We start from the raw sequence: 20476 nt of genomic DNA on the forward strand, positions 1-20476 counted from the left end.
GTGCTCATGGGTGGAATATCGAAGAAACACATCCTCGTGATGGTTGGTGGGTTCCTGTGAAACAAGGGGGCCCGTTGGCTGGGGGTGCGGTTCCTGCACGGGTGCTGTGATGCTGCGTTTTAGTACGCCGGCCGGTGACGGTTGGTTGGAACGGGTGTGGTGTTGTGGTGGTGCTGGGGTTGTTGACACACTGTTGGGTCCTGAAGCAACAGGCCCGTCGCATGTCTCCTTTGGGGGTGTGTGGTGGTTGTTGTTTCGTTTGGTTGCCCTGCTTCTGGAAGGCGTGCCCGGTTGGGTGTGTTGGATGGGGGTGTGGGGTTGTTGTTTGAGAACTGCATAGTGGACGCGAGCATCTTATAAGGCGAGCGTCATGGCCTGGGTGGCCCTTCTTTTGGGGGGTTGTGTGGGTTGTGGTGTTTGTCTTGGTTTTTGTGTGGCCAAGTTTTTAAGGGCGCACGGTGAATGCCTTGGCATTAGGAGCCGATGAAGGACGTGGGAATCTGCGAAAAGCCTGGGGGAGTTGATAACCGAACTTTGATCCCAGGATGTCCGAATGGGGAAACCCGGCTGCCTGTTATGGGTAGTCACCCGCAGCTGAACGCATAGGCTGTGTGGAGGGAACGCGGGGAAGTGAAACATCTCAGTACCCGCAGGAAGAGAAAACAACATGTGATTCCGTGAGTAGTGGCGAGCGAAAGCGGATCAGGCTAAACCGGTCCATGTGTGATAGCCAGTGGGCGTTGCATGGTCGGGGTTGTGGGGTTGTTCCGTACCAGGGTCACTGACCTGGTCGGGTGTGAATGTGCTGGCGTAGATGAACGGCCTGGGATGGTCGACCATAGAGGGTGAGAGTCCCGTAATTGTCGCGTTGATGCACCGCTCGAGGGATGATACCCGAGTAGCACGGGGCCCGAGAAATCCCGTGTGAATCTGTCAGGACCACCTGATAAGCCTAAATACTACCTAATGACCGATAGCGGACCAGTACCGTGAGGGAAAGGTGAAAAGTACCCCGGGAGGGGAGTGAAATAGTACCTGAAACCGTGTGCCTACAATCCGTCAGAGCAGGCTTGTACCTGTGATGGCGTGCCTTTTGAAGAATGAGCCTGCGAGTTAGTGTTACGTCGCGAGGTTAACCCGTGTGGGGAAGCCGTAGCGAAAGCGAGTCTGAATAGGGCGTTTGAGTGGCGTGATCTAGACCCGAAGCGAAGTGATCTACCCATGGCCAGGTTGAAGCGACGGTAAGACGTCGTGGAGGACCGAACCCACTTCAGTTGAAAATGGAGGGGATGAGCTGTGGGTAGGGGTGAAAGGCCAATCAAACTTCGTGATAGCTGGTTCTCCCCGAAATGCATTTAGGTGCAGCGTTGCGTGTTTCTTGCCGGAGGTAGAGCTACTGGATGGCCGATGGGCCCTACAAGGTTACTGACGTCAGCCAAACTCCGAATGCCGGTAAGTGAGAGCGCAGCAGTGAGACCGTGGGGGATAAGCTTCATGGTCGAGAGGGAAACAGCCCAGACCACCGACTAAGGCCCCTAAGCGTGTGCTAAGTGGGAAAGGATGTGGAGTTGCTTAGACAACCAGGAGGTTGGCTTAGAAGCAGCCACCCTTGAAAGAGTGCGTAATAGCTCACTGGTCAAGTGATTCCGCGCCGACAATGTAGCGGGGCTCAAGTACACCGCCGAAGTCGTGGATTTCAGATAGTAGACAAGCCTTCGTGGTTCAGTCGTCTGGAGTGGTAGGGGAGCGTCGTGTGGACGGTGAAGCCGCGGTGTAAACCAGTGGTGGAGACCACACGAGTGAGAATGCAGGCATGAGTAGCGAAAGACGGGTGAGAAACCCGTCCGCCGGATGATCAAGGGTTCCAGGGTCAAGCTAATCTGCCCTGGGTGAGTCGGGACCTAAGGCGAGGCCGACAGGCGTAGTCGATGGACAACGGGTTGATATTCCCGTACCGGCGAAGAACCGCCCATACTGAGCCCGGGATACTAACCACCCAATCCGCCTCCAGGAGCCTTCGGGCAAGTGGTGTGTGGTGAGGCTGGGAACTGATCGGGGGAGGTAAGCGTATTAACAGGTGTGACGCAGGAAGGTAGCTGAGCCGGGCGATGGTAGTCCCGGTCTAAGCAGGTAGGCCGTTCCCTAGGCAAATCCGGGGAGCATATAAGGCTGAGACGTGATGGGACCCCACCTTGTGGGGGATTCAGTGATCCTATGCTGCCGAGAAAAGCATCGACGCGAGGTTCCAGCCGCCCGTACCCGAAACCGACACAGGTGATCAGGTAGAGAATACTAAGGCGATCGAGAGAATCATGGTTAAGGAACTCGGCAAAATGCCCCCGTAACTTCGGGAGAAGGGGGGCCCGGACTGTGAAGAGGACTTGCTCCTCGGAGCGGATAAGGGCCGCAGAGACCAGGGGGAAGCGACTGTTTACTAAAAACACAGGTCCGTGCGAAGTCGCAAGACGATGTATACGGACTGACTCCTGCCCGGTGCTGGAAGGTTAAGAGGACCGGTCAACACCTTTGGTGTGAAGCCGGGAATTTAAGCCCCAGTAAACGGCGGTGGTAACTATAACCATCCTAAGGTAGCGAAATTCCTTGTCGGGTAAGTTCCGACCTGCACGAATGGAGTAACGACTTCCCTACTGTCTCAACCATGAACTCGGCGAAATTGCACTACGAGTAAAGATGCTCGTTACGCGCAGCAGGACGGAAAGACCCCGAGACCTTTACTATAGTTTGGTATTGGTGTTCGGAGTGGCTTGTGTAGGATAGGTGGGAGACTGTGAAGCGGACACGCCAGTGTTCGTGGAGTCATCGTTGAAATACCACTCTGGTCACTTTGGACATCTAACTTCGGCCCATGATCTGGGTCAGGGACAGTGCCTGATGGGTAGTTTAACTGGGGCGGTTGCCTCCTAAAAAGTAACGGAGGCGCCCAAAGGTTCCCTCAGCCTGGTTGGCAATCAGGTGTCGAGTGTAAGTGCACAAGGGAGCTTGACTGTGAGAGAGACATCTCGAGCAGGGACGAAAGTCGGGACTAGTGATCCGGCGGTACATTGTGGAATGGCCGTCGCTCAACGGATAAAAGGTACCTCGGGGATAACAGGCTGATCTTGCCCAAGAGTCCATATCGACGGCATGGTTTGGCACCTCGATGTCGGCTCGTCGCATCCTGGGGCTGGAGTAGGTCCCAAGGGTTGGGCTGTTCGCCCATTAAAGCGGTACGCGAGCTGGGTTTAGAACGTCGTGAGACAGTTCGGTCCCTATCCGCTGCGCGCGCAGGAAATTTGAGAAGGGCTGTCCTTAGTACGAGAGGACCGGGACGGACGAACCTCTGGTGTGTCAGTTGTACTGCCAAGTGCACCGCTGATTGGCTACGTTCGGATGGGATAACCGCTGAAAGCATCTAAGCGGGAAGCCCGCTTCAAGATAAGATTTCCATGACCCTTCGGGGTCGAGAGGCTCCCAGCAGACCACTGGGTTGATAGGCCGGACGTGGAAGCAGGGACTAACGACCTGTGAAGCTGACCGGTACTAATAAGCCGACAACCTGACCACACACCACACCCCATACGGGTGTGGAGTGAAAAAACTGTGCTACGCGTCCACCATGCGGTCCCCAAACAACAAACCCACCAGTTTGTTCCGAGGGAACCAGACATAACTAAATACAGCAACACCACCACCCCACCACAACGGGGAAGCAATGGATCGGTGTTGCGTGTCACGGAAACGATCCAGTGACCCTTACAAACCAACCCCCACCACGGGTGGGGTGTTTGAAAGAGTTACGGCGGTCATAGCGTGGGGGAAACGCCCGGTCCCATTCCGAACCCGGAAGCTAAGACCCACAGCGCCGATGGTACTGCACTCGCGAGGGTGTGGGAGAGTAGGACACCGCCGGACACAACCACACAGAGATGGCCCAGGCAACGACGCCCGGGCCATCACTGCATTAACAACCCAACAGCCCCCACACACAGGGGGCAGTTCGCGTTTAACCACCAACCACGAGCATCAGCCCCCAGCCAACCAGCACGGGGCTGTTCGTCTTTAAGGGCACACCCCCGGCAGTCAGCCACCAGCGCCCACACCACAGCCCCCACCAACATCTGAGCACGGGGCCGGCCGTAACCAACCACCCGCCACCGAACTCTCCCTGTGGGCAAACACACGCACCACCACACCCGGACAAAGGCGACGGCCGCCACCGCCCACACCACCCCACAGGGCCAGAAAAAGAGGGGGCACCCGCCCCACAGGGGAACGAGCACCACCCACACCGGCGCCATGCCGGAACACCCGAGCTCAGCTGTAGATCACACCGCTGCCGACACATCCCAGAACAGCGCCAGCTTCCCAGCGAGGCGCTGGCCCTGCTCGAACCCAACCCGCGCCGCGTTCGGGCGCAGGGCCAGGTTCATGGCGTTGGCGCCGAAGAGGTGCTCGTTCTCCGGCTCAGGTGAGATGACTTCGACGGCGCTGCCGGCGTCGCGCAGTTCGTCGACTTGAGCGCCGAGGTGCTGGCCCCACTCCAGCGGCGTGCGCGTCCGTCCGCCGAACGGTGAGAGGACCAGGACCCGGGCGCAGCCGGCGGCGAGGTCGGCGTTCTCGTTACGCCGGTACCCGCCGTCGATGTACTGCCGGTCCCCGAGGCGATAGTCGAAGCCGCTCGCGCAACTGGCCGCCACGGCGTCGGCGAGGGAGACGCCACTCTCACGGGTGAACACGACAGGCTCGCCGGTGTTCGCGTCCACGGCGGTCAGCAGGACCTGTTGATCGGGCCACTCCTGGCTCGGCAGGCGCGACGCGACAGTCGCGCGCCATCGGGAGTGGATCTCCGGGTCGGATGAACCTGGGAGCTCGAGCGCAGCGGCGGCCATCCGGCGGCGCATATCGTCGGCGTCACTGGCGTCCGAGATGATCCTGTCGGTCCGCTCGAGGTGATTGATGGTGGATCCTGCCAACCCTCGGCCTCCCGCGTCCCCCGTCGACGGCTGGGGACGTCGGGCGGGTGGTGGCGTGAGAGAGGCCTCGTAGAGTTCGGCCGGATCGGCTCCGGTGAGCTGCGCCGTCGCCGTGGCGCCGGCGGAGGTGCCGATGATCAGGTCGGCGTCCGTCACGGTGAGGCCTGCGTCGGCCAGGCCGGCGATGACGCCGAGGAGCCAGGCGTTGCCGGTGGACCCGCCTCCACCGAGGACCAGGGCGCGTCGGCCCGGAGCGCTGGAGGTGCGGGTGGCAGAGGAGAAATCAGAAGAAGTGTCGTGGTGCATGGGAGTCGCCTTTCGCGAAGTGCCTGGACGGCGCTCCCAGGGCGGCTGCGTCAGCCGCGGAATCGTGGGCGGAGGGGAGCGCCCATTGCGGATACTGCGTCCATGGGTCTCACCTCCTGTGATTCGTTCACGATCAGTCGAATAGTCGCACATCGACGGCGGCGGTGCAACGGACGTCGGCCTCAGCCGTGCCGCGTCTCCGCCAGGGCCACGATCCCGAAGGCCCCGAGCGCCGTCCCCGTCACGCGGTCGATGATCTTGCGGAACCGGGGTCCGTCCAGCCAGCGCCGGAAATAGTGTGCCGCTGTGATGATCACGGTGAACCAGAGGGCCGCCTCCAGATTGCTGATCACCGAGAGCATCAGCCCCATCCAGAGGGGAGCGATCGATGGGACCAGGAACTGCGGGATGACCGCCAGGCAGAACATCCCGTACTTCGGATTCAGGATGTTGGAGAGGAAGCCCTTCGCCCAGGTTTTCCCGAGGTGTTCGGGCGCCACGGTGGCCGGCCCGCCGGCGGTGTCGGCGGTGCCGTCGCCCGTGCGGAAGGAGGCCCTCCAGAAGGAGAAGGCGAGCCAGAGCATGTACCCGGCGCCGATGACACGGAGGATGTCATACGCGGCGGTCGAGACGGCCAGCAGCGCCGAGACTCCGGTGGCTGCGGCCACGCCCCAGATGAACGCGCCCGTGATCATGCCCAGCGCCGCGGTGTACGCGTGACGGCGGCTCCGGCCCAGGGCATAGCGGAGGACGAGGGCGGTGTCCGTTCCCGGAAGGATCGTGATGAGGACGGACAGGGCGGCGAAGCCCAGCAGGGACTGTTCGAGGGTCACCCGGTCATCTTAAAGCGCTTGGCGGCTTCCGCGCCCTTGATGACCTTCGGCGCCGCAATCGGGGCGCCGAAGGCGAAGACGGGCGCACGCAGCGAATCGAGACGGAAATCCGGCCCGGCCGGTACCTGACCGCCACCTGTGAACCAGACGCCCCGATTCGACCCGCCCTCGCGCGCGCGGGACAATGGAGGCATGCCAGCAACCACCAGGAACCAGGTCTCCTCACGCCCCGGAAGACCCGCGCGCGGGCAGGGGTCGAACGGGAAGGCCGGCCAGGGTCCCGCACCCCAGGCCACCCGGACGGGGCTGGGACCGGGCTGGCAGTTCGCGGCGATCGCCGTGGCCGTCGTGACGCTGGTCCTCGGCCTGCTGTTCACCGGTGCCGCAGGCGTGCGTCAGCTCTCCGATCCCGGCGCCCTGGTGCGCTGGGGGCTCCCGGTGGCCAAGACCGTCCACAACCTCAGCCTGGCCGTGACGGTCGCGGCGCTGGCGTTCGCCGTCGTCGTGCTGCCGCAGGGGATCCGCGCCCCGCGGCGCGGTGGCGAGACGAAGGACGTGCCGGAACACCCTGCCTTCACCCGGACCATGCTGCTGGCGGGCGTGGCCGGAAGCCTCTGGACCGTGTCCGCGATCGCGGTGCTGGTGCTGACCTACGCGAACGTGTCCGGACAGGCCCTCAGCGGCGACACCGAGTACACCAAGGCCCTCGTCTTCTTCATGAGCGACTTCCCGCTGGGCCGGGGGTGGCTCTTCGTGGTGATCGTCGCGGCGCTCGTGGCGACCGCCAGCTTCGGCCTGCGCAACACGACGGCGCTCGCGTTCACGCTGCTCCTGGCGCTCCTCGGCATGGTGCCGCCGGCGCTGAACGGCCACGCGGCGAGCTCCAACGACCACGCCGGCGCCGTGAACTCGATCGGACTCCACGTGCTGGGGGCCTCGCTCTGGGTGGGCGGCATCGCCGTCCTCGCCCTCATCTCCGGCCTCCTGGCCCGCCCGGCCTCGGGCACCCCGCGCCGCGACATCACCGCGGCCACCCTCAAACGCTTCTCCGCGCTGGCGCTCTTCTGCTTCGTGCTGGTCACGGCATCCGGGATCATCAGCGCTTCCATCCGCATCACCAGCTGGCACAACCTCTTCTACTCGCCCTACGGCCAGCTGGTGCTGGTCAAGACGTTCTGCGCCCTGGTCCTCGGTGCGATCGGGTACATGCACCGCTCGTGGATCATTCCGCGGCTGGGCGACGACGACGGCGCGGCCTCCCGGGGCAAGGCGGCTTCGGTCCCGTCCAAGGGCTCCCTCACGGCGCAGCGCGTGCTCTGGCAGATCATCGGCGTCGAGCTGCTCGTCATGGCCGCGACGAGCGCGGTCGCCGTCGCGCTGTCCTCCTCGGCCCCGCCGTCCGAGACCAAGTACTCCGAGGACGCCAGCCCGGCCTTCATCCTCAGCGGCTATGAGCTGCCGCCTGAACTGACCCCGGAACGCTGGCTCACGGTCTGGCGCCTCGACTGGCTGTGGGTCGCGGTGGCCGTGCTCGGCGCCGTCGCGTACGCCCTCGGTGTCATCAAGGTCGTCCGCCGTGGCGACCGCTGGCCCGTCATGCGGGCGGTGTCCTGGTTCATCGGCCTCGCGGCGCTGACGTACATCATCTCCGGCGCCCCCGGCGTGTACGGGCACGTCATGTTCTCCATCCACATGGTGGAGCACATGGCCCTGACCATGGTGGCGCCGATCTTCCTGGTGATCGGTTCGCCCATCACCCTGGCGCTCCGCGCGCTCGCACCGCGCACTGACGGCAGCCGTGGTCTGCGCGAATGGATCCTCGCCTTCGTGCACTCCCGATTCTCCCAGGTGGTGACGCATCCGCTCTTCGCGGCCGCGAACTTCGCCGGCTCGATCGTGCTGTTCTACTACTCCGACTTCTTCGGCTTCGCGATGCGGGATCACGTGGGCCACGAGCTGATGAACCTGCACTTCCTGCTGACCGGGTACATCTTCGCGCTGACCATGATCGGCCAGGACCCGCTGCCGCGCCGCGCCCCGTTCCCGATGCGGCTGCTGCTGCTCCTGGCGACCATGGCGTTCCACGCCTTCTTCGGCGTCTCGATCATGGGCGGCACGAGCCTGCTCGCGGCTGACTACTTCGGCAACCTGGGCCGTGCCTGGGGTCCGAGCGCGATCGTGGACCAGCAGCATGGCGGCGCGATCGCCTGGGGGATCGGCGAAGTCCCCACCGTTCTGCTCGCGATCGGAGTGGCCATCATGTGGTCCCGCTCGGACGAACGGGAGACGCGGCGCAAGGACCGGGCGGCCGACAGGAATAACGACGCCGAGCTGACCGCTTACAACGACATGTTCACCCGTCTTGCCCAGAGGGACGGTTCACCCACCGGACGCACTGCGCCCACCGCCGGCGCGGCCTCTACGCTGGAACCCGGAACGCCGGGAGCCGGCACGCCGGAACCGAAGGAGAAAGAATGACCACCGAGAACGCGACCTCCGTGCGCAGCGCCACCCGTGTCCGCGCTTCCGAGCTGGTGGGCCGCAACTGGCTCAACACCGGTGGGGAACAGCTCTCCCTGGAGAAACTCCGCGGCAAGATCGTGCTGCTGGACTTCTGGACCTTCTGCTGCATCAACTGCCTGCACGTCCTGGACGAACTGCGCCCGCTCGAGGAGCAGTACAGTGACGTCCTGGTGACGGTCGGCGTCCACTCGCCCAAGTTCGAGCACGAGGCCGACCCGGTGGCCATCGCCGCCGCGGTGGAGCGCTACGAGATCCACCACCCGGTCCTCGACGACCCCGAGCTGGACACCTGGAAGGCCTACACCGCCCGCGCCTGGCCGACCCTGGTGGTCGTCGACCCCGAGGGCTACGTGGTGGCGCACCTCTCCGGCGAGGGCCACGCGGACGGCCTGGCCGTGCTGATCCCGGAACTCATCGCGGAGCACGAGGCCAAGGGCACCCTGCACCGTGGCGATGGCCCGTACGTGGCGCCGGAGGCGACCTCCGGGACGCTCCGCTTCCCGGGCAAGGCCCTGCTGCTGCCCGCCGGGCGCGGTTCTGAGCAGGAGTCCTGGCTCGTCTCCGACACCGGTCATCACCGCGTCCTGGAGCTCGCCGACGACTTCGACACCATCCTGTCCGCGTATGGCGACGGGACCAAGGGACATGTCGACGGCGGGGCTGAGGGCGCCCGCTTCAACGAGCCCCAGGGACTCACCCTCCTGCCCGCCGAGCTGGCGGCGCGCGTCGGGTACGACGTCGTCGTGGCGGACTCCGTGAACCACCGCCTGCGGGGCATCAGCCTCGCCACCGGTGAGGTGACCACACTCGCCGGCAGCGGCGTGCAGCGGCTGCTCGAAGCCGGTCCCGCCCGGGTGGACGACGACGGCGCCGGCTACGGCGGGCCGCTCGGCGCGGATCCGCTGCAGGTCGCTCTCAGCTCACCGTGGGACGTGCTCTGGTCCGAGTCGCTGCAGACCGTGGTGATCGCCATGGCGGGCGTGCACCAGATCTTCGCGTTCTCCCCGGAGACGGGCGAGGTGTCCATCCTGGCGGGCAACGGTCTGGAAGGCCTGCTCGACGGCGCGGCCGACTCCGCCTGGTTCGCCCAGTCCTCCGGCCTCGCCGAAGGACCGGACGGCTCCATCTGGGTGGCCGACTCGGAAACCTCCGCGCTGCGCCGCCTCGTGCCCACGGGCGACGCCGGCCGTGTGACCGTGGAGACCGCCATCGGCAAGGGCCTCTTCGACTTCGGATTCCGCGACGGCGAAGCCTCCGAGGCGCGGCTCCAGCACCCGCTGGGTGTCACCGTGCTTCCCGACGGTTCCGTGGCGATCGCGGACACCTACAACGGCGCCGTGCGCCGCTACGACCCGGCGACCGGCGTCGTGTCCACCCTGACGCGCGGCCTCGCCGAGCCCAGCGACGTGGTCCTCGACCCCCGGGGCGCCGAGCCGCTGCTCGTGGTGGTGGAGGCCAACAAGCACCAGCTGATCTACGTGCCGATCCCGGCCGAGGCGCAGCAGGTGGACGAGGGCGCCTCCCAGACGCAGCGTCCGACGTCGCCCGTGGCGCCGGGGTCCTTCGACCTGTCGGTCCGCTTCACCGCTCCCACCGGCCAGAAGCTGGACTACCGCTGGGGCGATCCGACTCAGCTGAAGATCTCCTCGACCCCGGCCGAGCTCCTGGTCTCGGGCGGCGGCACCGGTGAAGGCCTGAACCGCACGCTCGAGCTGTCCTCCGAGGTCACCGAGGGCATCCTGCACATCACCGCCCGTGCGGCGGCCTGCGACGGCGCCGAAGGCCCCGACGGCGAGATCCCCGATCACGCCGCCTGCCACCTGTACCAGCAGGACTGGGGCATCCCCGTGGTCCTGAGCGCCGACGGCGACACGGACCTGGTCCTGGACCTGCGCGGCATGGACTGAGTCCGGCCCGCTCCGCACGCGAAAGCACAGATGGTGCCCCTTCCCGAGGTGGGAAGGGGCACCATCTGTGCTTTCGCGGTGGCGGTGGGGTCAGTAGTCGACGACGGGCGTGACCGTCACCTTGTCCGCCGTGAAGCTCAGCGTCACCGTGAAGCTGAACGGGTGCACCTGCTCCAGGGGGCCGTCGACGCCGGTGAACAGATCCACCGCTTTCGCGTTCAGCTTCGCCTTCCCGCCGAGCGGCGTGACCACCCAGCGGCCGTTGTACGGCTGGATCTCCACCTTGGGGTACTCCACGATGCTCCAGCGGATCGACCCCTGCGTGACCCGCTCCAGTCCGGCGTGATAGAACGGGCAGTCCGGCTGGAGGCGCTGTTCGTGGTTGGCTTCCGCGGCGCAGTCGTCGAGGTACTTGTGCACCTGGGTGGAGACCGCGTCGGCCAGGCTCTTGGTGGCCTCCGTGTTCAGATTGACCGTCTGGCTGCTGCTGGGTCCCGAGACCGAGACCCGCTGTGCCGGGGCCGCGAAGTACGGGGAACTGTACGAAGCCTCGTACGTGCCCGGGAAGAACACCGGGAACTGGCCGTGGCCCTTGGGGGTGTTCATCGTGACGCCGTTGACGGTGGCCAGGTTCGAGTTGACCACGTTCACCGTGAGAGTGGGCAGGCTCGAAGGGACCAGCTGCCAGCGCGTGAAGAACAGCCACTCGTGCCCGGCGGGTTCCACCAGGAAGCGGGTGCTGTTCTGCACGCCTTCCAGGGAGTACGTGACCGGGACGGACATCCTGCCGTCCGACTGGCGTTCCGGGCTCCCCACCGTGAGGTCCTCGAGCTTCTCCACGGACGCCTTGAGGCCGGCGCCGTCGAGGAGGCCGGGGTTCCCGGCCGGCACCTGGGCGCGGACCAGTCCGAGGGCCTTGCCGCCGTCGCCGTCCTTGAGGGCCGAGAGGTAGGCGCGCACCGGTTCCTGCGCACCCGCCGGGCCGGAGTTCACCACGACGATGGTGACGATGGCAGCGGCGGCCACCAGCATGATGCCGGCAAGCCAGGATGCGGCCACCTTGATGGTGGTCTGTGTCCACGTCACGCTGCTCTGAACCTCATCTCGCGTCCGGTCGTCCTTCCTGTCCTTCGCCCGGGCTGCGGGGCGCACCGTGTCAGCGGCGCCTGCTTCTCGAGGACGTGCCGAAGATGCTGCGACCCAGGTCGCGGCCCAATTGGGTGCCGAGCGACCGCACCATGGAGCGGAGTCCGCCGCCCAGCGCAGAGCCCAGGCCTCCCATGATGTCACCCATCGGGTTCTGCGCGGGTTCCGGGGCAGGGGGCGGGGGTGCGCTCGGCGCGGGGGCGCTGGGGGCAGGCGCCTGTGCCGGGGTGCCGGGCACCGAGTGCCCGAGGATCTCCGCCTCGATGCGGCGGGCCTCCTCGTCCACGGAGCCCTGGTTCACGGCGCCCTGGTCTCCGGAGCCCGTGCCCGCCGTCGCTCCCGGCTGCCCGGAAGCAGCGGCGGCCGGGGCTCCCTGGAGCTTCTCGAAGGCGGACTGACGGTCCGTGGCCTGGCTGTACTTGGCGGCCAGGGACGACGCCTGGACGACTTGGTTCATGGTGGCGTCGTCCGCCGGGCCCATGAGCGATTCCGGCGCGCGGAGACGGGTCAGCGCCACCGGCGTGGGGGCGCCCTTCTCGTTCATGACGGTGATGACGGCTTCGCCGATCCCGGCCGAGGTGAGGACCTTGTCCAGGTCGTAGTCACTGACCGGGAAGGTGGAGACCGTGGCTTTGAGCGCCTTGGCATCGTCCGGGGTGAAGGCGCGCAGCGCGTGCTGCACCCGGTTCGCGAGCTGGCCGAGGACGTCCGCGGGAACGTCCTTGGGGGTCTGGGTCACGAAGAAGATGCCCACGCCCTTGGACCGGATGAGCCGGACGGTCTGGGTGATGGCCTGCAGGAACGCCTTGGAGGCTCCGGTGAAGAGGAGGTGTGCCTCGTCGAAGAAGAAGACGAGCTTGGGCTTGTCCAGGTCGCCGGCCTCCGGAAGGGTCTCGAACAGCTCGGACAGCAGCCACATGAGGAACGTGGAGAACAGCGCGGGTTTGTCCTGCAGTGTGGGCAGTTCGAGCGCGCTGATGACGCCGCGTCCGTCCGGGGCCGTGCGCAGGAGCTCGGAGGGGTCGAACTCGGGGAGTCCGAAGAACTGCTCCATGCCCTGGGCTTCCAGCGCCACGATCTCGCGCAGGATGACGCCCGCGGTCGCCTTGGACAGGCCGCCGAGCTGGGCCAGCGCCTCTTTGCCCTCGTCCGAGGTGAGGTACTGGATAACCGCCCGGAGATCCTTGAGGTCGTCCAGTTCCAGCTGGTTCTGATCCGCGAAGTGGAAGATCAGCTGGAGGCTCGACTCCTGGGTGTCATTGAGGTCCATGACCCGGGACAGGAGGATGGGGCCGAAGCTGGTGATCGACGCCCGTACGGGGATGCCCTTGCCGTTGCCGCCCAGGGCGAGGTATTCGACCGGGAACGTCGAGGCCTTCCACTGCTGGCCGAGTTCGGCGGTGCGTGCCAGGAGCTTGTCCCCGCCCGCGCCGGGTACGGACAGACCGGACAGATCGCCCTTGATGTCGGCCAGGAAGACCGGCACCCCGGCGGCGGACAGCTGCTCCGCCATCATGTGCAGAGTGACCGTCTTGCCGGTGCCCGTGGCGCCCGCCACGAGACCGTGGCGGTTCATCATGCCCAGGGGAAGCCGGACCGGGGCGTCCTGGTGGACGGCGTCGTCCACGATCGCCGCCCCCAGCTCGATCACGGGGCCGGAGAAGGTGTAGCCCTCGCGGATCGTCTGGACTTTGTCCTCGGTGCTTTTGGAGTCAGTGCTCTTGCTGGCCATGGCCATAGCTTAGCGGGAGGGGGTGTCAAAGCTCTTGAACCACTGGGACCCCGCCGGGAATCGAGGGGGCGGTGCGAGGGCTGGATCTTCTGTCGGACCCTTGTCGTAGGCTCGTGGCATGACTCACACCCCAGAGGACATCAAGACGACCCTGCACCGTTATCTCCGGGCGCGGCGAACGGGCCTGCTGGCGAAACTGGACGGGCTCGGAGAGTACGATCTCCGCCGTCCTCTGACCCGGACCGGGACCAATCTCCTGGGTCTGGTGAAGCACGTCGCCAGCGTCCAGGCCGAGTACTTCGGGCTGGTCTTCGACAGACCCTTCGAGCACCCCATGCCCTGGGGCGCTCCGGACGCCGAGGACAACGCGGACATGTGGGTGCCGGAGACGGAATCGGTCCAGAGCATCCTGGACCTGCATCACGCCTCGGCCGCTCACAGTGACGCCACCATCGAGGCACTGGACCTGGACGCCCCGGGCGTGGTGCCCTGGTGGAAGCCGGAGACGCGGAACGTCACGCTTCACCAGATCCTGGTCCATGTGGACCTGGAGACCGCTCATCACGCGGGCCACGCGGACATCGTGCGCGAACTGATCGACGGCAGTGTCGGATACACCGCGGGGCATCCGAACCTTCCCGACTTCGATGAGGCCCGCTGGTCCGCCTACCGTGACCGGGTCGAGGACGCGGCCCGTGCCGCTGCCGCCGCTGCGGGGGAGACCGTCCATGGGTGAGGAACCGGACATGCTGGCCGAGTATGACTCTCAGTTGAGGCTCGACGCCGAGGCCCAGGGCGCGCTGGCGCGTCGCCTGCTGCACTGGTATCCCCGGGAGGGCGTGCTGGTGGAGGCTCCGGGCGTCGGGGAGGGCGCGGGGGACGGCCCGTTCCTCCCGGTCATGACGGCGGTGTTCGCGGGAGAAGCGGGCTTCATCAGTCATGGCGCGGTGGGTCAGGAAGGGAATGCCGCACTGCTGCGGGACGAGCTGACCCGTCCGGGGCGCCTGGCCGCTCTGGTGGATGCCGGGGTCGCCGCCGTTCTGGACCTGGCGGGCGAGCTCCGAGGTCTGGACGATGAGTCCGCCACCGGATCCGGCAGGAACAGTGCCGCCGGGGGAGAAGCCGACGGCACGGGATTCACCGCAGACGCTGCGCTCACCACAGACACTGCGCTCTCGCCCGGTGCCGGATCGCTGACGTCCGCAACTCGGGCCGGGACGGTCATGCAGAGTGGCTCGGTGCCGGCCGGCACACCGGTGCGCGCTCCTCGCCGTCCGCTGTCCACGCTCGAATGGAAGACCCGCAGCCATGACGGGCTCCCCGGTTTGGGGGACGCGCTCCGGGCGGCGGGCTTCACGGAGGGCGAGGAGGAATCGGTGATGATCGGGGATGCCGCCGCGCTCGCCGTCGAGGTTCCTCTTCCCGACGGCGTCAGCCTGCAGCAGGTGCTGACCCTCGAGGACGCCCTGGCGCTCTGCATCGCGGCGGAGGACGCGTTCGGCGGGAGCGCCGCCGATGCTCCGCGTCGCGCCGCTGATCTGATGGGTCGGCTGGCCCGGGGGAACGGCACCGAGGCGTGGATGGCGGTGGCCGACGGTGAAGTGGTGTCCGGTGGGCGGCTGGAGCCGGTGCCGGGAACCGACTTCGCCGGGATCTGGGGTGGCTTCACGTTGGAGGAGTGGCGTGGCCAGGGCATCTACCGGGCGGTGACCGCGCAACGCGCCCGCGCGGCGCTGGCCCAGGGCATCTCACTGATCAACAGCGACTCGACCGACTACTCGCGGCCGATCCTGGAACGGTACGGCTTCGTCCGCGTCACGGGGACCACGCCGTTCGAGCGCGAGTTCGGGTAGAGCTGGGAGTTCGGGTAGAGCGGCACGTTTGGGGGACCGGGGAGTCCAGGGGGCGAGGCCGGTTCCGCGAGAGAACAGCTGGTGCCCGGATCCGCGGAAGATTCGGGCACCAGCTGTTCCTTCGCGCTCACATCCTTCGCGCGCACATCTTCCGCGCTCACGGGAGCGGCGTTCAGGAGGAGAAGGAGTAGTCAGGAGCGTCAGGCGGCCGAGAGAGGCTTGGTGAAGGCCAGGTGTTTGATCTCCTCCGGGTCGGCGTCGAGGTCGAAGAGCGGTGTGTACCCCGTGGCGAGGTACAGCGCCTTCGCCTCGGGCTGCCGGGGACCCGTCGTCAGGTAGACCCTGGTGTACCCGCGGTCCCGGGCCACATGCTCCAGCTCCACCAGCACCCGGCGGGCCAGGCCCTTGCGGCGGTGCGCGGAGTGCGTCCAGATCCTCTTGAACTCGGCCGTCTCCTGGTCATAGCGGCGGAACGCCCCGCCGGCCACGGTCTCTCCGCCCTCCTGCAGGATCAGGAGCGCGCCGTGCGGGGGCTCGAACTCGCTGGCCGGATACCGGGACAGCTCTTCCTGTGCGCCGGCCGCCGAGAAGAAATCGCCGTACCGGGTGGAGTATTCGACGGCGAGCTCGTCCAGCAGCGGCTTCACCCGGGCGTCATCCAGGGCGACCTGGACGACTGTCACGTCGAGAAGTCCGGCTGGGGAGGACTCGCTCTGTGAGGACACTGCCGGTGAGGGGACAGCCTGCGAGGAGACGCCGGGGGCGGATTCGGTCAGGTGGTTCGCGGTGATGCTCATGGGATCTTCCGTCTCTGAGGGGCTGTGTCGGAGGGTCTGTTTCGGAGGGCCGGCCTGCGAGGCGGCGGCCTGCTGTGGGTGGGTGGAGAAGCCGGGAACGAGCCGGTTCAGGCGCGCAGCCTTTCCGGCGCGGGCGCCGCGTCCGAACCGGTGAGCCCGCCGGCCGCGACGTCGTTGAGCGCTTTGAGAAGCCTCCGCGCCAGGGCGTCGTTCTCCCGGAACGGGGCGGCGTTGGTGCGCGGCCGCGCGAAAGCGGCCGACCCCCACGCCGACGTCCACGGGCCGACGGCGAACAGGTGACGCCGCTCCGCGCCATCGGGCCCCAGAATGCGTTGCTGCGCATCCACGGCCAGGCGCCCGGAGCTGCTGACCCCGGCGCGGGTGAGCACCTGCTTCTCCCGTCCCAGCCCGCTGCTCCCGAGCTGCCAGAGCGCGGGATTGCGGGAACCCTCGACGGTCGGCTCGGGCAGGCGGGCCTCCACGAAGACGGCGGCGCTGACGGTGTCGTCGCTGCCCGGGAGGGACGCGACGAACCGGCCGCTCGTCTCGTCCGGCGCGATCACGGCCCCGGGCCCGAGGAAGCGCAGGAACCCCCCGCGGTGCAGCGCGAGCATTTCCTCGAGCCGGTGCGGGGGCGGGCCGGAGTCGATGAAGGAGAAGAACCCGTGCCACCACTCGTTGATCTCGGCCAGCGCCGACGCGCTCAGCCGCTCCACTGGAACGAGCGTGCCCAGGGAGAAGTAGGCGTAGAGGAATCCGGTGAAGAGCGCGGTCTGCTCGCTGTGCGAGGGGTCGCTGCGCAGCCGGAGGTCTTCCTCCACGTGCCGGAGCACCGCCGCCTCGCGATCGGCCAGGCCGCCGAACTCCGGGTTCAGTCCCGTGCCGAGGGGGCGGTCGACCTGGTCGAAGTCCAGCCGGTACGCCGGGTCCGGGACGAAGTCGGCCAGGAGTCGCTGCTGTTCGGCTGACCCCCACTCCACGGTGTCGAGCCGTCGCTCGAAGGCGTCCCACGGTCCGTCCACCCGTTCGGGCGAGGCCGCGAACAGCTCCGCGTAATAAGCGTGGGCGACATCCTTGGCCACCAGAGGCCAGAGATGCTCCCGGAATCCGATCTCGTCCACCGAGTTCAGCAGTGCCCCCACGGCCTCCTGGGTGAGGTAGCGGGTGCCGCTCGGCGCCGGGGCCCGAAGGGGGACCTGTGGCTTCGCGTGATACGGCACCCCGCGGCGGGACCCCGCCCACAGCCGGGGTTCGCGTCCGGAGGGCACATAGTCCAGTCCGCCTTCGGCGCGCCGGGTGAATCGCCCGCCGCGGCCCTCGAACAGCAGGACCACGAGGTCCACGAAAGCCAGCCCCATGCCGGACACCAGCACGTCCTGACCTGGTGCGATGCCCGCGTAGTCCGCGTCGGCGGTGTAGGCCGGAGGGAGGTACAGGCCGCCGTGCCGTTCGGCGAAAGACGTCAGGGTGCGCTCGCGGGCGTCCGGCCGGGCGTCGCTGTGCCCCAGGGAGTAGAGCACGACGTCGGCGTCCAGCACCGGCCCGGAGCCCAGCTGCACGCGGTAGCCGGCGTCGTCGTGGTGGACGGCCGTGGCGGTGTCGCGGTGCACGGTGACCCGGGCGCGCGGAGCCAGCCGCAGTACGGCCCGGTGGAGGAACCAGCGGGCGTAGGCGCCGAAGAGCCGGCGGCTCGGGAAGGATCCGGTGCGCAGGGCCGCGGCTTCGGCGAGCAGTGCCGGATCCTCGAGCGCGGGGTCGGCGGGGTGGCCGTCGTCGTCCAATTCCCCAGCGGTCAGGAGACCCGCCCAGGCCAGCAGGTCAGGACCCTCGGCCCGTGGCCCCGCGCAATGCACGGTGGCGTCCGTGAACAGGGTGATGTCCTGGGCCATGGAGTTGAGCAGCAGACCGGCGTACTGGTGGTGCCGCCAGACGCGGCCCGACCCCGGCTCCTGAGGGTCCACGAGGTGCAGATCCACCGGGCTGCGGAGGAGTTCGGGCGCGCTCGCGGCCAGTCGCTCCAGGACTCCGGCCACGCGCGGACCCGCCCCGATCATGACGAGCGTGGGCCTGCGGTGACTCATGGCTTCCTCCTGGGACGCGGGCCGGGGAACGGCTGCGGGAACGGTCTGGTGGAACCTGACCCTAGGAGCGTGGACGGCCCGGAATCCAGCCCTGCCGTCACGCCCCGACGCCGGGGTTCACGGCTCGTCACGGAGCGTCGTGGGGAGCCGCATATGGCCCCGTGTGACCCGGAAAGACGCGCCATGAACGGGGGTGCAGGAATGTGAATCGGCCCCTTGAACGCGCCCCTCGACGGTCCATAGATTGGCACCCAATCCCACTGGAACTGATCATCGAGGACTTCCCATGAGTGTCATCACCAACACCCCGGCAGGGCCCCCCGAGGGGGTGCTCGGCCAGCCCGCCGAACCGCAGAAGGCGGCCCCCGCGACGGGCTTCCCCACGACCTTCGACGACGGGACGGAACATCGCCACTCTCTCGGCCTCCTGACCGCGGACGGTGAGGCGGACAGCGCCACTGCGGACAGCGCGACGCCGGCCCTCCCCGCCGGCGCCGACCTCCGGGTGGTCCCGGCGCGGCACCCCTGGCGCTGGGTGGGCACCGTGCTCGTCACGATCCTCGTGGCGGCCGTCGCCTACTCGCTGGCCACCAACCCGCGCTGGGAGTGGGGCGTGGTGGCGCAGTGGTTCACCGCGCAATCGGTGGTCAACGGTCTGCTGGAGACCCTCAAGCTGACCGTGATCGCAGGAACCCTCGGCTTCCTGCTCGGCTTCGTCCTGGCTCTCATGCGGCTCTCCGCCTCGCCGCTTCTGGTGGGCGTGGCCTGGACGTTCTCCTGGATCTTCCGCTCGACGCCTCTGCTCGTCCAGCTGCTGCTCTGGTACAACCTCGGGTACCTGTACGAGAAGATCAGCCTCGGCATCCCGTTCACGGATGTCCGGTTCTTCGAAGCCTCCACCACCACGCTGATCAGCCAGTTCGCGGCGGCGGTCCTCGGCCTGAGCCTCAATCAGGCGGCCTACTCGGCCGAGATCATCCGCGGCGGGATCCTCTCCGTGGACGCGGGCCAGCTCGAAGCGGCCGCGGCCCTCGGCATCCCGGCCTGGCGGAGGAACACCCGCATCGTGCTCCCGCAGGCTATGCGGGCCATCCTGCCCAACGCCTTCAACGAGATCATCGGCTTGGTCAAGGGCACCTCCGTGGTCTACGTCCTCGCCTACTCGGAGCTGTTCTACACCGTGCAGGTGATCTACAACCGGACCCAGCAGGTGCTGCCGCTGCTGCTGGTGGCGACCCTCTGGTACGTGGTCATCACCTCGGTGCTGAGCGTCGCCCAGTACTACATCGAACGCCACTATTCGCGGGGTTCGGTGCGCAATCTGCCGCCGACCCCCTGGCAGCGGATCCGTGCCAACCTCACGCCGGGCCGCCGCCCGGCACTCCAGTCCGCGGCTCAGCCCGCCGCCCGGATTTCGAATGATCGGACCACTGGTCAGGAACCCGCCCGGAAGGACCTCCCATGAGCACCGTCGAAGCAGCAGCCCCGGCCACCCCGGCCACGGCGAAGCATGCCGCACCGGGGGACGTCGCCCCCGGGACCGTGGGCCGTGTGGACATCGTCAACGCCCACAAGAGCTTCGGCCACGTCGAGGTCCTCAAGGGCGTCGACCTGACCGTCCGGCCCGGTGAGGTGACCGTGATCGTCGGGCCGTCCGGCTCCGGCAAGTCCACCCTCCTGCGGACCATCAACCACCTGGAGGCCCTGAACTCCGGCTACATCGCGATCGACGGCGAACCGGTCGGCTACCGTCTCAAGGGCAACCGCCTGCTGGAGCGCAAGGAGAAGGACATCCTGGCCAAGCGGACCGGCATCGGTTTCGTCTTCCAGAACTTCAACCTCTTCCCGCACCTGACCGTGCTGGAGAACGTGATCGAGGCGCCCATCGTGGCGCAGGGCCGGAGCCGCGAGGAGGCGACCGCCAAGGCGAAGGTCCTCCTGGACCGCGTCGGCCTGGCGGACAAGGCCCAGGCCTACCCGCGGCAGCTCTCGGGCGGTCAGCAGCAGCGCGTCGCGATCGCCCGGGCCCTGGCCCTCGAACCCCGCCTGGTCCTCTTCGATGAGCCCACCTCCGCCCTGGACCCCGAGCTGGTCAACGAGGTGCTGGACGTCATCCGGGACCTCGCCCGCACCGGCACCACGCTGATCGTGGTCACGCACGAGATGGGCTTCGCCCGGGACGTCGCCGACACCGTGGTCTTCATGGACCAGGGCCGCATCGTCGAGTCCGGGCCGCCCGCCCAGCTCTTCGGCAGTCCGCAGCAGGAACGCACCCGGGCGTTCCTCTCCAAAGTCATCGAACCTGCTTTCAACATCTAAGGACCA

At 67.1% G+C, this 20476-nt stretch carries 13 protein-coding genes and 2 rRNA genes; 8 read left to right on the forward strand and 7 right to left on the reverse strand.

The genetic code is table 11. The features are described 5' to 3' along the window. The first annotated feature begins 435 nt into the window (after positions 1 to 435). Both P9849_RS00870 and rrf read left to right on the forward strand, forming a co-directional pair. A 23S ribosomal RNA gene (locus P9849_RS00870) occupies positions 436 to 3564 on the forward strand. A 231-nt stretch (positions 3565 to 3795) separates the two neighbouring features. Continuing rightward, positions 3796 to 3912: ribosomal RNA gene (rrf, locus tag P9849_RS00875) — 5S ribosomal RNA — on the forward strand. A gap of 413 nt (positions 3913 to 4325) precedes the next feature. Here rrf and P9849_RS00880 read toward each other — a convergent pair. The 3 genes from P9849_RS00880 to P9849_RS00890 form a co-directional block, all read right to left on the reverse strand. Beyond that, a complete protein-coding gene (locus P9849_RS00880) occupies positions 4326 to 5279 on the reverse strand; it encodes a patatin-like phospholipase family protein (protein WP_278267862.1) in 954 nt (317 codons plus the stop codon). A 182-nt stretch (positions 5280 to 5461) separates the two neighbouring features. Beyond that, positions 5462 to 6112, reverse strand: coding sequence for a LysE family translocator (locus P9849_RS00885; protein WP_278267863.1), 651 nt, complete (start codon positions 6110 to 6112; stop codon positions 5462 to 5464). After that, on the reverse strand, positions 6109 to 6306 hold the full coding sequence (locus P9849_RS00890) for a hypothetical protein (RefSeq protein WP_278267864.1): 198 nt from the start codon (positions 6304 to 6306) through the stop codon (positions 6109 to 6111). The genes P9849_RS00885 and P9849_RS00890 overlap by 4 nt, the downstream gene beginning before the upstream one ends. Here P9849_RS00890 and P9849_RS00895 point away from each other — a divergent pair. Then, the gene (locus tag P9849_RS00895; RefSeq protein ID WP_278267865.1) at positions 6305 to 8590 is read left to right on the forward strand and encodes a cytochrome c oxidase assembly protein; all 2286 of its coding nucleotides are present in this window, start codon (positions 6305 to 6307) and stop codon (positions 8588 to 8590) included. The two genes, P9849_RS00890 and P9849_RS00895, sit on opposite strands and share 2 nt — an antisense overlap. Continuing rightward, the gene (locus P9849_RS00900) at positions 8587 to 10542 is read left to right on the forward strand and encodes an NHL domain-containing thioredoxin family protein (RefSeq protein WP_278267866.1); all 1956 of its coding nucleotides are present in this window, start codon (positions 8587 to 8589) and stop codon (positions 10540 to 10542) included. Before P9849_RS00895 ends, P9849_RS00900 begins: the two co-directional genes overlap by 4 nt. 90 nt (positions 10543 to 10632) lie before the next feature. On the opposite strand, the gene P9849_RS00905 is transcribed toward P9849_RS00900, so the two are convergent. Next, entirely contained in the window at positions 10633 to 11628 is a 996-nt protein-coding gene (locus P9849_RS00905) for a hypothetical protein (protein ID WP_278267867.1), read from the reverse strand. 70 nt (positions 11629 to 11698) lie between these two features. Then, the gene (locus P9849_RS00910) at positions 11699 to 13426 is read right to left on the reverse strand and encodes a helicase HerA-like domain-containing protein (RefSeq protein WP_278267868.1); all 1728 of its coding nucleotides are present in this window, start codon (positions 13424 to 13426) and stop codon (positions 11699 to 11701) included. Between the two features lie 112 nt (positions 13427 to 13538). Between P9849_RS00910 and P9849_RS00915 the strand changes: the two genes are divergently transcribed. Both P9849_RS00915 and P9849_RS00920 read left to right on the forward strand, forming a co-directional pair. Then, positions 13539 to 14156 carry a DinB family protein gene (locus tag P9849_RS00915; protein ID WP_278267869.1) on the forward strand — a complete coding sequence of 206 codons (618 nt, stop codon included), beginning with the start codon at positions 13539 to 13541 and terminating at the stop codon, positions 14154 to 14156. Next, positions 14149 to 15273 carry a GNAT family N-acetyltransferase gene (locus P9849_RS00920; RefSeq protein WP_278267870.1) on the forward strand — a complete coding sequence of 375 codons (1125 nt, stop codon included), beginning with the start codon at positions 14149 to 14151 and terminating at the stop codon, positions 15271 to 15273. Before P9849_RS00915 ends, P9849_RS00920 begins: the two co-directional genes overlap by 8 nt. Before the next feature lie 200 nt (positions 15274 to 15473). On the opposite strand, the gene P9849_RS00925 is transcribed toward P9849_RS00920, so the two are convergent. After that, a complete protein-coding gene (locus P9849_RS00925; RefSeq protein WP_278267871.1) occupies positions 15474 to 16070 on the reverse strand; it encodes a GNAT family N-acetyltransferase in 597 nt (198 codons plus the stop codon). 107 nt (positions 16071 to 16177) lie between these two features. Continuing rightward, entirely contained in the window at positions 16178 to 18151 is a 1974-nt protein-coding gene (locus tag P9849_RS00930) for an FAD/NAD(P)-binding protein (protein ID WP_278267872.1), read from the reverse strand. A gap of 286 nt (positions 18152 to 18437) precedes the next feature. Between P9849_RS00930 and P9849_RS00935 the strand changes: the two genes are divergently transcribed. Together P9849_RS00935 and P9849_RS00940 are read left to right on the forward strand one after the other, a co-directional pair. After that, the gene (locus tag P9849_RS00935) at positions 18438 to 19616 is read left to right on the forward strand and encodes an amino acid ABC transporter permease (protein ID WP_278267873.1); all 1179 of its coding nucleotides are present in this window, start codon (positions 18438 to 18440) and stop codon (positions 19614 to 19616) included. After that, positions 19613 to 20470, forward strand: a complete 858-nt coding sequence (locus P9849_RS00940) for an amino acid ABC transporter ATP-binding protein (RefSeq protein WP_278267874.1) — start codon at positions 19613 to 19615, stop codon at positions 20468 to 20470. The genes P9849_RS00935 and P9849_RS00940 overlap by 4 nt, the downstream gene beginning before the upstream one ends. Positions 20471 to 20476 lie beyond the last annotated feature (6 nt).

It is taken from the genome of Arthrobacter sp. Y-9, assembly GCF_029690065.1.
Taxonomy (GTDB): Bacteria; Actinomycetota; Actinomycetes; order Actinomycetales; family Micrococcaceae; genus Arthrobacter_E.

What these genes read in the sequence shown, in the direction of transcription:
- P9849_RS00935 (WP_278267873.1), top strand. Translation starts at nt 18,438, where the DNA reads ATGAGTGTCATCACCAACACCCCGGCAGGGCCCCCCGAGGGGGTGCTC.
- P9849_RS00920 (WP_278267870.1), top strand. Translation starts at nt 14,149, where the DNA reads ATGGGTGAGGAACCGGACATGCTGGCCGAGTATGACTCTCAGTTGAGG.
- P9849_RS00940 (WP_278267874.1), top strand. Translation starts at nt 19,613, where the DNA reads ATGAGCACCGTCGAAGCAGCAGCCCCGGCCACCCCGGCCACGGCGAAG.
- P9849_RS00900 (WP_278267866.1), top strand. Translation starts at nt 8,587, where the DNA reads ATGACCACCGAGAACGCGACCTCCGTGCGCAGCGCCACCCGTGTCCGC.
- P9849_RS00895 (WP_278267865.1), top strand. Translation starts at nt 6,305, where the DNA reads ATGCCAGCAACCACCAGGAACCAGGTCTCCTCACGCCCCGGAAGACCC.
- P9849_RS00910 (WP_278267868.1), bottom strand. Translation starts at nt 13,426, where the DNA reads ATGGCCATGGCCAGCAAGAGCACTGACTCCAAAAGCACCGAGGACAAA.
- P9849_RS00925 (WP_278267871.1), bottom strand. Translation starts at nt 16,070, where the DNA reads ATGAGCATCACCGCGAACCACCTGACCGAATCCGCCCCCGGCGTCTCC.
- P9849_RS00880 (WP_278267862.1), bottom strand. Translation starts at nt 5,279, where the DNA reads ATGCACCACGACACTTCTTCTGATTTCTCCTCTGCCACCCGCACCTCC.
- P9849_RS00930 (WP_278267872.1), bottom strand. Translation starts at nt 18,151, where the DNA reads ATGAGTCACCGCAGGCCCACGCTCGTCATGATCGGGGCGGGTCCGCGC.
- P9849_RS00915 (WP_278267869.1), top strand. Translation starts at nt 13,539, where the DNA reads ATGACTCACACCCCAGAGGACATCAAGACGACCCTGCACCGTTATCTC.
- P9849_RS00890 (WP_278267864.1), bottom strand. Translation starts at nt 6,306, where the DNA reads ATGCCTCCATTGTCCCGCGCGCGCGAGGGCGGGTCGAATCGGGGCGTC.